Origin of the sequence: Pseudomonas sp. PB120 (assembly GCF_009761815.1) — a bacterium.
Lineage (GTDB): Bacteria > Pseudomonadota > Gammaproteobacteria > Pseudomonadales > Pseudomonadaceae > Aquipseudomonas.
This window is the reverse complement of sequence record NZ_RWIN01000076.1, coordinates 14623-26800: the sequence shown is the minus strand read 5'-3', so window position 1 is coordinate 26800 and position 12178 is coordinate 14623. Positions and strand designations below refer to the sequence as shown.

10 protein-coding genes are annotated in these 12178 nt (G+C 60.4%); 2 read left to right on the top strand and 8 right to left on the bottom strand.

All coding sequences use genetic code 11. From position 1 onward, the window contains the following. Nucleotides 1-12 precede the first annotated feature (12 nt). The 7 genes from gcvH to arcD (EJA72_RS14180) form a co-directional block, all read right to left on the bottom strand. On the bottom strand, nucleotides 13-396 hold the full coding sequence (gcvH, locus tag EJA72_RS14210; RefSeq protein WP_084318989.1) for a glycine cleavage system protein GcvH: 384 nt from the start codon (nucleotides 394-396) through the stop codon (nucleotides 13-15). A gap of 457 nt (nucleotides 397-853) precedes the next feature. Continuing rightward, complete coding sequence (locus tag EJA72_RS14205) at nucleotides 854-2362, bottom strand: sigma-54-dependent transcriptional regulator (RefSeq protein ID WP_157712070.1); 1509 nt, start codon at nucleotides 2360-2362, stop codon at nucleotides 854-856. A 208-nt stretch (nucleotides 2363-2570) separates the two neighbouring features. Then, a complete protein-coding gene (locus EJA72_RS14200; RefSeq protein ID WP_157712069.1) occupies nucleotides 2571-2933 on the bottom strand; it encodes a DUF5064 family protein in 363 nt (120 codons plus the stop codon). 12 nt (nucleotides 2934-2945) lie between these two features. Then, a complete protein-coding gene (gene arcC, locus EJA72_RS14195; protein WP_157712068.1) occupies nucleotides 2946-3875 on the bottom strand; it encodes a carbamate kinase in 930 nt (309 codons plus the stop codon). A gap of 183 nt (nucleotides 3876-4058) precedes the next feature. Next, entirely contained in the window at nucleotides 4059-5069 is a 1011-nt protein-coding gene (locus EJA72_RS14190) for an ornithine carbamoyltransferase (protein WP_157712067.1), read from the bottom strand. 69 nt (nucleotides 5070-5138) lie between these two features. Continuing rightward, complete coding sequence (arcA, locus tag EJA72_RS14185) at nucleotides 5139-6395, bottom strand: arginine deiminase (protein WP_157712066.1); 1257 nt, start codon at nucleotides 6393-6395, stop codon at nucleotides 5139-5141. A 35-nt stretch (nucleotides 6396-6430) separates the two neighbouring features. Then, nucleotides 6431-7858 (bottom strand): arginine-ornithine antiporter, encoded by a 1428-nt coding sequence (gene arcD / locus EJA72_RS14180; protein ID WP_157712065.1) that lies wholly within the window; start codon nucleotides 7856-7858, stop codon nucleotides 6431-6433. Nucleotides 7859-8317: 459 nt separating this feature from the next. On the opposite strand from arcD (EJA72_RS14180), the gene arcD (EJA72_RS14175) reads away from it, so the two are divergent. Together arcD (EJA72_RS14175) and EJA72_RS14170 are read left to right on the top strand one after the other, a co-directional pair. Continuing rightward, entirely contained in the window at nucleotides 8318-9745 is a 1428-nt protein-coding gene (gene arcD / locus EJA72_RS14175; RefSeq protein WP_157712064.1) for an arginine-ornithine antiporter, read from the top strand. Further along, nucleotides 9742-10605: a DNA-3-methyladenine glycosylase gene (locus EJA72_RS14170; RefSeq protein WP_178129365.1), complete on the top strand. Its 864-nt coding sequence runs from the start codon at nucleotides 9742-9744 to the stop codon at nucleotides 10603-10605. Before arcD (EJA72_RS14175) ends, EJA72_RS14170 begins: the two co-directional genes overlap by 4 nt. 182 nt (nucleotides 10606-10787) lie before the next feature. Here EJA72_RS14170 and EJA72_RS14165 read toward each other — a convergent pair whose 3' ends face one another. Next, nucleotides 10788-12119 (bottom strand): CoA transferase, encoded by a 1332-nt coding sequence (locus tag EJA72_RS14165; RefSeq protein ID WP_157712063.1) that lies wholly within the window; start codon nucleotides 12117-12119, stop codon nucleotides 10788-10790. Between the last annotated feature and the right edge of the window lie 59 nt (nucleotides 12120-12178).

Here is a 12178-nt window from a genome sequence, read left to right as displayed (position 1 = left end):
GTGGGGCGCTCCTCAGGCTTCGGCGTTGGCTTTGATCAGGCGATCGTAGGCGTCTTGGTCCAGCAGTTTGGCGACGGCAGAAGCGTCGGCCGGCTGGAAGCGGAAGAACCAGCCTTCGCCCAGTGGATCTTCGTTGACCAGTTCAGGGCTGCTGTCGAGTGCCGGGTTCACTTCCAGCACTTCTCCGTCCAGTGGCATGTACACGCCGCTGGCCGCTTTGACCGATTCCACGGTGGCGGCTTCGGCGCCTTTGTCGTAGGACTGCAGCTCAGGCAGTTGTACGAAAACCACGTCGCCCAGGGCGTTCTGTGCGAAAGCCGTGATGCCGACAGTGACGGTGCCGTCAGCTTCGGTGCGCAGCCATTCGTGATCTTCAGTAAAACGCAACTCGCTCATGGAAACTCCTAAGGGGCCAGACTCGTCTGGTGGACGCGATTGAATGCTCGGGCAATGCCCTGATTTATGAAGGGTGACTAAGCAATTTCGTTGCCAATGTTTTTTTATTGTTATAAATCAATAGGTTGTGTTTGTTTTGGAAGGGCGATTGATTGATGGCTGTAGCGAAATCGCTACAGCTCACGACAAAGACAAAAGACTAACGGGATCAAAGCCTTGCACAGCGGTGATCTGGAGGGGGTGTAGCGATATCGTTCCGCTGTAGCGCTTTCAGTACAGGTGGAGGTCGTTTTTAGAGTGGGATTTCCGGCTCGACCTCAAACCTTGTGGGAGCCAGCCTGCTGGCGATAGGGCCATCACCTTCAACATCTTTGTTATCTGTGAGGCCGCGATCGCCAGCAGGCTGGCTCCCACAGTAGATTTTTGTTGGCAGGGAGAGGTGTTTCAGCGGTAAGGCTTACGGCTTGTTGGGAATGCCGTACTTGCGCAGCCGATGGGCGATGGCCGTGTGGGAGGTTTGCAGCCGGTTGGCCAATTGCCGGGTCGAGGGATAGCTGGCGTAGAGTTTTTCCAGCAGCGATTTCTCGAACGCCTCCATGGCCTGCTCCAGGCTGTCGACGTCGGCGTCGCTTTGCCGCGCCACCGAGGTGCCAGCGATGTCGAGGTCGCCGATGTCGACCAGGCTGCTTTCACAAATCGCCGCCGCGCGGAAGATCACGTTCTGCAGTTGCCGCACGTTACCCGGCCAGCGATTGCCGAGCAGCGCCGGATAAGTCCCGGGCGCCAGGCGACAGACCGGGCGCTGGATCTGCGCGCAGGCCTGCTGCATGAAATAACGCGCGAGCAACAGGATGTCCTGGCCGCGTTCGCGCAGGGGCGGGACTTCGACGTTGAGGACATTCAGGCGATAGAACAAGTCTTCGCGGAACGAACCTTCGCTGACCATTTTTTCCAGGTCGCGATGGGTCGCGCTGAGGATCCGTACGTTGACCTTGACCTCGCGATCGCCGCCCACCCGACGGAAGCTGCCATCGTTCAGGAAACGCAGCAATTTCGCCTGCAAGTACGGCGACATCTCGCCGATTTCATCGAGAAACACCGTGCCCTGGTTGGCCAGTTCCATCAGCCCCGGTTTGCCGCCCCGTTGCGCGCCGGTGAAGGCGCCGGGCGCATAGCCGAACAGCTCGCTTTCGGCGAGGTTCTCCGGCAATGCCGCACAATTCAACGCCAGGAAAGGCGAGCTGTGACGAGCGCTGATGGCGTGGCAGGCACGGGCCACCAACTCTTTGCCGGTGCCGGTTTCGCCCTGAATCAACAACGGTGCATCCAGGGCCGCCACTCGCTGGGCACGGGCCTTGAGCGTGCGAATCACCGGAGACTCGCCGAGCAGCGCGTCGAAACCTTCGGCGTGATCGTGGTGCAACGCGGAAAGGCGTTCGCCGATGCGATTCGGCTGATACAGGGTCAGCAGGGCGCCGGCGTCGGTGATGGGCGTGGCGTCCAGCAGCAAGGTCTGGCCGTTGACGGTGATTTCCCGCAGTGGCAAGCGGAAGCCCTGTTCAAGCAAGGCATCGAGCAGGGCCGGGTCGGCAAACAGGTCGGCGATACTTTCACCGGCCGGTTCACGTCCGTACAACGCGATCAAGGCCGGGTTGGCCAGCAACACCTTGCCGTCACTGTCCAGCGCCAGCACCGGGTCGGTCATGGCGGCGAGCAAGGCATCGAGCTGCAGGTGCCGACGCTGTCCGGGCAGGATGTCGACCACCGTCACCGCTTGCACGCCACGCACGTTGAACAAGGCATCGCGCAACTCTTCAAGCACATCCGGACTCAGGGTCGGGGCGTCGATGTAGACGTTGGGCGGAACCATTTCCACGGCATCCAGATTGAGATTGCGCCCGCCGAGCAGGGCCAGGACTTCCTGGGTAATACCGACGCGGTCGATGAAGCTGACGTGGATACGCATGGGGCGGATTTTGGTTCTGGAGTGCGGAGGGTGGCCAGTATGCCTTGGGGCGGGCCAATGGTGAAATCCCGCGCAGGACTTGAGAGCCTGTAGGAGCGAGCTTGCTCGCGATGGACGTCAACGATACCGCGGGCTTCCTGAATACACGCGTTATCGTTAACGCCCATCGCGAGCAAGCTCGCTCCTACAAAAAGGGGCGGTGGTGGGGTTATTCGAAGTGTTCGATGTTCACCGGGTCGCCGGATTTCATATCCAGCTGCTTGCGGATGTCTTCGAACATCAGGTCGTAGTGCTTGTGGACCGAGCCGATCTGGCTGTGTGACTTCGGAATCCCGTACTTCTCGGCGATTTTCGTTACGTTGTTGGCGAAGTTGTAGGCTTCCTCCTTGCGCAGAAAGAAGGGTTCTTTCACGTCCTTCCCTTGAATACTGCCGTGCAGGGTGAACTGGATCCCTTTCTCCCCCTTGGGATTCTTGCTGACTTCATAATCGAGGTGCACGTTGTAGCTGACATCGTCCGGTGTCAGTGCGTGGCGCTCGATGTGCAGGTGACCGGGCTCGAACTGTGCCATTGACGGTTCTCCTTATAAATAAGTGATGCCAGGTTTAGCCGTGCTGATGCGGGTGCCGGCCTTGCCCTGGACGATGGCTTCGATGTCCGAGAGTGAACCGATCACCGCGACTTTTCCAGTATGGCGGGCGAACTCGCAAGCCGCCTGGACCTTCGGTCCCATGGAGCCGGCCGCGAAGCCGAGTTTCTCCATGTCGTCGGGGTGCGCCTGGGCGATGGCTTTCTGCGTTGGTTTGCCGTAGTCGATGAAGGCGGCGCTGACGTCGGTGGCGATCACCAGCAGATCGCTTTCCAGCTGTTCGGCCAGCAGCGCCGAACACAGGTCCTTGTCGATCACCGCTTCCACGCCTTCAAGTTTGCCCGGCGCCGTGTACATGGTCGGAATGCCGCCACCGCCGGCGCAGATCACGATGCTGCCTTTTTCCAGCAACCACTTGATCGGGCGGATTTCGAAAATGCGCTTGGGTTTGGGGCTGGCCACCACGCGCCGGTATTTGTCGCCATCCGGAGCAATCGCCCAGCCTTTTTCGGCGGCGAGTTTTTCCGCTTCGGCCTTGGCGTACACCGGGCCGATGGGTTTGGTCGGGTTCTGGAAGGCCGGGTCGTTGGCGTCGACTTCGACCTGGGTCAGCAGGGTGGCGAACGGCACTTCGAAGTCCAGCAGGTTGCCCAGTTCCTGTTCGATGATGTAGCCGATCATCCCTTCGGTTTCCGCGCCGAGCACGTCCAGCGGGTAAGGCGAGACCGAGGTGTAGGCCGCGGCCTGCAGCGACAACAAGCCGACTTGCGGGCCGTTGCCGTGGGCAATCACCAGCTCGTTGCCGGCATGAATCTTGGCGATTTGTTCGGTGGCGATCCGGATGTTGGCGCGTTGGTTGTCCGCGGTCATGGGCTCACCCCGGCGGAGCAGGGCGTTACCGCCCAGAGCAACGACGATACGCATGATTCAGTCCTTCTAAAGAGAAATTGCAGACGATCCGATTCCCTGAAGGTACTCGGTCAATGTGGCCGCTGGCTTGCCGGCGATGGCCTCTCCTCGGTCAGTCAGATACACCGAGGTGATGCCATCGCCGGCAGGCCAGCTCCCACAGGTTCCGTGTTCCTGCAGGCGTGACCGGGTCAGCCGTTACAGGTCCGCCAGGGTCGATACCAGGATCGCCTTGATCGTGTGCATGCGGTTTTCCGCTTGCTCGAAGGCGATGCAGGCGGGCGACTCGAACACGTCATCCGTCACTTCAATGCCGTTCTTCAGGTTCGGGTACTGCTCGGCGATCTGTTTGCCGACCTTGGTGTCGCTGTTGTGGAACGCAGGCAGGCAGTGCATGAACTTGGTGCGCGGGTTGCCGGTGGCTTTCATCAGGTCGGCGTTGACCTGATACGGCAGCAGTTGCTGGATGCGTTCGGCCCACGCTTCGACGGGTTCACCCATCGACACCCAAACGTCGGTGTGGATGAAGTCCACGCCCTTGACCGCGGCTTTCGGGTCTTCGGTCAGGGTGATGCGGGCGCCGCTTTCCTCGCCGTATTTTTTGCAGCGCGCAACAAGGTCATCAAGGGGCCACAGGGCTTTGGGCGCGCAGATGCGCACGTCCATGCCCAACTTGGCGCCGATCAGCAGCAGCGAGTTGCCCATGTTGTTGCGAGCGTCGCCGAGGTAGGCGTAGCTGATCTCGTGGATCGGCTTGTCCGCGTGCTCACGCATGGTCAGTACGTCAGCGATCATTTGCGTCGGGTGGTACTCGTCGGTCAGGCCGTTGAACACCGGCACACCGGCAAATTTGGCCAGTTCTTCGACGATTTCCTGCTTGAAGCCACGGTATTCGATGGCGTCGTACATGCGCCCGAGTACGCGGGCGGTGTCCTTCATGCTTTCCTTGTGGCCGATTTGCGAGGAGTTCGGATCGATGTAGGTGACGTTGGCGCCCTGGTCATACGCCGCGACTTCGAAGGCGCAACGGGTACGGGTCGAGGTCTTTTCGAAGATCAGCGCGATGTTGTTGCCTTTAAGGTGTTGCTGCTCGGTGCCGGTGTACTTGGCGCGCTTGAGGTCGCGGGACAGGTCGAGCAGGTAACGCAGCTCGCGGGGCGTGTGGTGTTCCAGGCTGAGCAGGTTACGGTTGTGGATGTTGAACGCCATGATGATTCTCCTTGAATTCGGTAATCGGCCCGGCCGCTACCGGGTCGGTGCGGCCGGGGGGATGGTCGTTTAGTAGTCGATTGGGTCGCGAATGATCGGGCAGGTCATGCAGTGGCCGCCGCCACGGCCGCGTCCCAATTCACCGGCACTGATGGTGATGACTTCCACACCGGCCTTGCGCAGCAAGGTGTTGGTGTAGGTGTTGCGGTCATAACCGATCACCACACCCGGCTCCACGGCCACCACGTTGTTGCCGTCGTCCCACTGCTCGCGTTCGGCGGCGAAGCTGTTGCCGCCGGTTTGTACAACGCGCAGGGCCTTGAGGTTGAGCGCGGCGGCCACGGTATCGAGGAAACTGGTTTTCTCCCGACGGATGTCGATGCCGCCCGGTTTGCTTTCGTCCGGGGTCAGGGTGAAGGCGACGATCTGGTTGACCACCTCAGGGAAGATCGTCACCAGGTCGCGGTCGCAGAAACTGAATACGGTGTCCAGGTGCATGGCCGCTCGAGACTTGGGCAGGCCGGCAACGACTACTTTTTCCACGGCCTTGTTTTTGAACAGGTTGATCGCCAGTTGGCCAATGGCCTGACGGGACGAGCGTTCGCCCATGCCGATCAGGACGACGCCGTTGCCGATCGGCATCACGTCGCCGCCTTCGAGGGTAGACGCCCCGTGATCCTTGTCCGGGTCGCCGTACCAGATCTGGAAGTCGGCGTTGGTGAATTGTGGGTGGAATTTATAGATGGCGGTGGTCAGCAGGGTTTCCTGACGGCGCGCCGGCCAGTACATCGGATTGAGCGTCACGCCACCATAGATCCAGCAGGTGGTGTCACGGGTGAATTGGGTGTTGGGCAGGGGCGGCAGCAGGAAGCTGGAGTTGCCGAGGAAGTCGCGGAACATCTGGATGGCTTTGCCGCCAAACGCGTCCGGCAAGTCATCGCCCGAGACGCCGCCAATCAGGAACTCGGCGATTTGGCGAGGTTCCAGGCTGCGCAGCCAGGAATCCACCTCTTTGATCAGGCCTACACCCACGGTATCGGGGGTGATCTTGCGTGAAAGAATCCAGTCGAGCGCTTCGGGGATCGCAACGATGTCGGTCAGCAGGTTGTGCATTTCCACTACGTCGATCCCGCGTTCACGCATCTTGGTGACGAAGTCGAAATGGTCGCGCTTGGCCTGTGCGACCCACAGCACATCGTCGAACAGCAGTTCGTCGCAGTTGTTCGGGGTCAGCCGCTGGTGAGCCAGGCCGGGAGAGCAAACCATGACTTTGCGCAGTTTGCCGGCTTCGGAGTGGACGCCGTACTTAACTTTTTCCGTGGTCATTACCGTGATCCTCCAGATGACAAATAAGACGTGTGTTACAGGGTCAGGAAACCGTCATACAGCCCATAGGCCGCCACCACGGCGCCCAAGACAACGACTGCGAAAATCAGCTTCTCGACGTTGGTGAAAACCGGTTTTTTGAGTTCCAGCTTGGCCTTGGCGAACAGAATCACGCCGGGCGCATAGAGCAGGGCGGACAGCAGCAGGTACTTGACGCCGCCGGCGTAGATCAGCCAGATCGCGTAGACCAGCGCAACGGCGCCGATGAACAGGTCTTTCTGGCGTTCGGACGCGGCGTTTTCATAACTCTCGCCGCGCACCGCCAGCAGCAGGGCGTACGCCGCCGACCACAGGTACGGCACCAGAATCATCGAGGTGGCGAGGTAGATCAGCGACAGGTAAGTGCTGGCGGAAAACAGGGTGATGATCAGGAACAGCTGCACCATGGCGTTGGTCAGCCACAAGGCATTGACCGGCACATGGTTGGCGTTTTCCTTGCGCAAGAACTCCGGCATGGTGTGGTCCTTGGCGGCGGCGAACATGATCTCCGCACACAGCAGCACCCAGGACAGCAGGGCGCCGAGCAAGGAAATGATCAAGCCGACGCTGATCAGCACCGCGCCCCAATGCCCGACCACGTGCTCCAGCACGGCGGCCATCGACGGGTTCTGCAGTTTGGCCAGTTCCGGTTGGGTCATGATGCCCAGCGACAGCACGTTCACCAGCACCAGGAACAGCAACACGGTGATGAAACCGATCACCGTGGCCTTACCCACGTCCGAGCGTTTTTCCGCCCGCGCCGAGAAAATGCTCGCGCCTTCGATGCCGATGAACACCCACACGGTGACCAGCATCATGTTGCGCACCTGGTTCATCACGCTGCCCAGGTCCGGGTTTTTCACACCCCAGATGTCAGCGGTGAAGATATCCAGCTTGAAGGCGAAAATCGCGATCAGGACAAACAGCAGCAACGGCACGACTTTGGCGACGGTGGTTACCAGGTTGATGAACGCCGCTTCCTTGATGCCACGAAGTACCAGGAAGTGCACCGCCCAGAGCAGCACCGAGGCACCGATCACTGCGGCAGGCGTATTGCCCTCGCCAAAGATCGGGAAGAAGTAGCCCAGGGTGCTGAACAGCAGAACGAAATACCCGACGTTGCCCAGCCAGGCACTGATCCAGTACCCCCAGGCAGACGAGAAACCCATGTAGTCGCCGAACCCGGCCTTGGCGTAGGCGTAAACACCGCCGTCCAGGTCAGGCTTGCGATTGGCCAGGGTTTGAAAGACGAAAGCGAGGGTCAACATGCCGACAGCGGTGATAGCCCAACCGATCAGCACGGCACCGACATCCGCGCTGGCGGCCATGTTTTGTGGCAACGAGAAGATCCCGCCACCGATCATAGAGCCGACCACCAGCGCCACGAGTGCGCCGAGTTTCAGTTTTCCGGGGGATTCAGACATTGCATGACTCCAATGCAGGAGAAGAGAGACAACAGATTAATTCCGTTAGCCATTCAGTCAGCTGACTTAGATCAGTGCATGGGTACATTCCATTGTTAATTAACGACTTATGAACCTTTCCCGGCGCACAGCGGAATCACCGGAAAAGCCCTATCCAGAGGCCTCGGTCAGATAAAACAGGAATAACTCGTATTGCTTGGAGTTTTTACGCTAGTTCGTTTTCAGGTTTCCGCAAATTTTTGACGTGTGTTTTCAGTATGGAATCGAATTATCAAGATGACCCCAGATAATCGCTCTTTGCCATGACGCTTATAGAATGATCGGTTATAAATAACAGTCGTGGTTTGGCGTTATCTAATAAACGTTATTACGCTGTATCTATTTAGTTAAAACATAACGCTGTGACGGTTTTAAAACCGTGGTCGCCCGACCGCCTCGGGAAAGAATGGAGAGCCAGGAATGTCACAACCGACGCAAAAGCTCCGCTTGAGCGCGCTGATCGCGCTGGTGGTGGGATCGATGATTGGCGGTGGGATCTTCTCTTTGCCGCAGAACATGGCGGCCCGCGCCGATGTCGGCGCGATCCTGATCGGTTGGGCGATTACCGCCGTGGGCATGCTGACGCTGGCCTTCGTCTTCCAGACCCTGGCCAATCGAAAGCCTGAACTGGATTCCGGGGTGTATGCCTACGCCAAGGCCGGGTTCGGCGATTACATGGGGTTCTCGTCGGCTTGGGGGTACTGGATCAGCGCCTGGCTGGGCAACGTCGGGTATTTCGTCCTGTTGTTCAGTACCCTGGGTTATTTCTTTCCGGTCTTTGGCCAAGGCAACACCCCCATCGCCATTGGTTGTGCGTCGGTGTTGTTGTGGGCGGTGCATTTTCTGGTGATGCGCGGGATCAAGGAGGCGGCGTTCATCAATCAGGTGACCACCGTGGCCAAGATCGTGCCCCTGATCATGTTCATCGTCATCGCGGCCGTGGCGTTCAAGGCGGACATCTTCACTCGCGACATCTGGGGCCACAGCAATCCGAACTTCGGCGGGGTGATGGACCAGGTGCGCAACATGATGCTGGTCACGGTGTTCGTGTTCATCGGCATCGAAGGCGCGAGTGTGTATTCGGCGCGGGCGCAGAAGCGCTCCGATGTCGGGCGGGCGACGGTCATCGGTTTTCTCGGGGTGCTGGCGCTGCTGGTGCTGGTCAACGTGCTGTCCCTGGGGATCATGAGCCAACCCGAATTGGCGAACCTGCAAAACCCGTCCCTGGCGGCGGTACTCGAACATATCGTCGGGCCTTGGGGCGCGCTGCTGATCAGTGTCGGCCTGGCAATTTCGCTGCTCGGCGCGTTGTTGTCGTGGGCGCTGCTCTGCGCCGAAATCCTCTTCGCCACCGCCAAAGACAAGACCATGCCGGCCTTCCTTAAAAAGGAAAACGCCAACCATGTGCCGGTCAACGCGTTGTGGCTGACCAACGTGATGATCCAGATTTTCCTGCTGATCACCCTGTTTTCGGAGGGCACTTACACCAGCCTGATCTACCTCGCGTCCTCGATGATTCTGGTGCCTTACCTGTGGTCAGCGGCCTATGCGGTGTTGTTGAGCGGGCGTGGCGAAACTTATGAACACGCCTCGGCGGAACGCACCAAGGACCTGATGATCGGTGGCGTCGCCCTGGGTTACGCGGTGTGGTTGTTGTACGCCGGCGGGGTGAAATACCTGCTGCTGTCGGCGCTGCTGTATGCGCCGGGGGTGATTCTGTTTGCCAAGGCCAAGCATGAGCAGGGTGAGCCGTTGTTCACGCCTGTCGAGAAGGGGATTTTCACCGGCGTCGTCATCGGGGCGGGGTTGGCGGCCTACGGGTTGTACAGCGGATTGCTGTCGTTGTGAGGTTGTTGCTTGAGTATCAACCTCCTTATGACTGGGCGGCGATGCTGGGTTTTTTGTCCGCCCGGGCAGTGACCGGAATGGAAACGGTGGTCGACGGCGTTTACTCACGCAGCATCGGTTTGAACGGTGTTCAGGGAGCGTTTTCGATCAAGCCTGCAACGGCGGATGCCCTTGAGTTGACGCTGGAGTTTGCGGATATCGCGGCCGTGCCCGAAATCGTTGAGCGAGTGCGGCGGATGTTCGATCTGGATGCGGACTTGCTGATGGTTCATCGGCAACTGAGCAGTGATCCGTTGATGGCGCGGCTGATTGCCGAACGTCCGGGGTTGCGGGTGCCGGGGGCTTGGGATGGGCTGGAACTGGCCATTCGGGCGGTGTTGGGGCAGCAGATTAGCGTGGTGGCGGCGATCAGGCTGGCGGGGAAACTGGTGGGGCAGTATGGGCAGCCGTTAGCCTGTTCGATGCCCGGTTTGACGCATGTTTTTCCAGAGGCCGACGTGTTGGCGCCAGCGGATCTGGCAATGTTAGGAATGCCGAAAAGCCGTGGCCGGACGTTGTCCGGTGTGGCGCAGGCGTTGCTGGAGGATCCCCGGTTGTTTGAACCGGGACGTGAAAAGGGCGTGGCGCGGTTGCTGGCGCTGCACGGGATTGGCGACTGGACGGCGCAGTACATTGCGTTGCGGCAGTTGCGGGAGCCGGATGCGTTTCCGAGTGGGGATGTGGGGTTGATCAACGCGTTGGCGGCGCTGGAGGGCAGGGCGGTGACCGCGCGGGAATTGTTGGCGCGGGCCGAAGCCTGGCGACCGTGGCGAGGGTATGCGGCGCAGGTGCTTTGGACTTCGTTGAGTCGGTCTGACTGAGCACAGATCCAACAGGTGTGTTGATGGTTCGGGCCCCATCGCGAGCAGGCTCGCTCCCACATTGGATCTGCGCCGGTCACAAAACTGTAGGCGTTCAGCCACCAGCGAGGGTTTGCGTCGAACACAAAACCTGTGGGAGTGAGCCGGCTCCGGGCGGCGTTCCGACGATGAGGCCAGTCCGGTCACCACCACTGCGCGCGATGGGCACCCAATTCCGCCGCAGGAAGCGCCCACTGCAACGGCGTCCCGGTTATTTTCAGCGGCACCTGCAGCCGATGCGCAGCCCCCCAGGGTGTCTGCTCGATGAGCACCCCTTGATCGTTTTCATCCTCCGCCCGCAACGGCTCGTCTGTTCCCCCGCCGCTCTCAATCAACAACTTCGCCGTGCGCGCCAACGACAATCGCGCCGACCCACCACGGCCCAACAACGTGATCGCGGCCGCTGCCATCAAATACCCGGTGGCATGATCCAGCGCCTGCACCGGCAGCGGCGTCGGCTTGTCGGCTTTCTTCCACAGCCTCCCCGCATCGGCAATCCCGCTGCTCATCTGCACCAGGCTGTCGAAGCCGCGACGGTTCTGCCAGGGGCCGCTCCAGCCGTAGGCGTTGAGGCAGACATCGATCAGGCCGGGCGCCAGTTTTTTACGCTGGGCGACGCCGTAACCCAAGCGCTCCAGCGCATCAGCGCGATAGCCGTGAAGCAGGATGTCGGCATCCTTGAGCAGGTTTTCAAAGACGGCGCGATCAGCGTTGTCGTGGAGGTCGAGCCGGGCACAGCGTTTGCCCAGGGTGACTTCCGGTACCACACCCGGTTCGTTCCAGGTCGGTGGGTCGATGCGCAAAACGTCGGCGCCGAGGCCCGCGAGAAAACGGCTGGCGACGGGGCCGGCGAGCACGCGGGTGAGGTCCAGCACCTTGATGCCCGCCAACGGTTGCGCCACTGAACCCTGCCACGGTTTGCGCGTTTGAGGGCTGCCGGCGCTGAACTGAATCAAGGGTTCGGCGTTCACCGCCAAACCCTGGGGGTGCGCTTGCCATTGCGCCCAGCTGCGCATTTCGGCGGCGCAACCTCCGGCGTCGACCACGGCTTGCTCCAGATCGCTTTTCGCCCATTGCGCGACCTTGCTCGCCATTGCAGCGCGGTCGGCGCACGTGCCGAGCACGCTTTCGGCCGCCGCCCGATGGTGTGGTGCGTTGGTGTGCAGGCGGATCCAGCCGTCACGGGTCGAGTAGTCACCGGCCACCGGGTCCCATAGCGGCGGAACACTCCAGCTGACAGGGCGGATCGACGTCGAGAACCAGAAAGACGCGAGACGCCGATCGACTTCAAGAGTGGGCAAGCGACCGGTGTGTTGCTGCAGCAGCTCGCTGACAGCCTGCCCGGCGGCAACAATGCTGGCGCTGGCCAGGTCTGTCACGGCAAACGCCGAGGGCAGGGCGCCACTCGACGTGAAGGAAATCGGCGTATGCGGCAAGCCGAGCGCGGCTTGAATGGACGTGAGTAAATCAGTCATCGAAGGCCCTCCGGAAGAGGGCCTGATCATAGATCAAAACGTTGGCTATCCGGATGAAA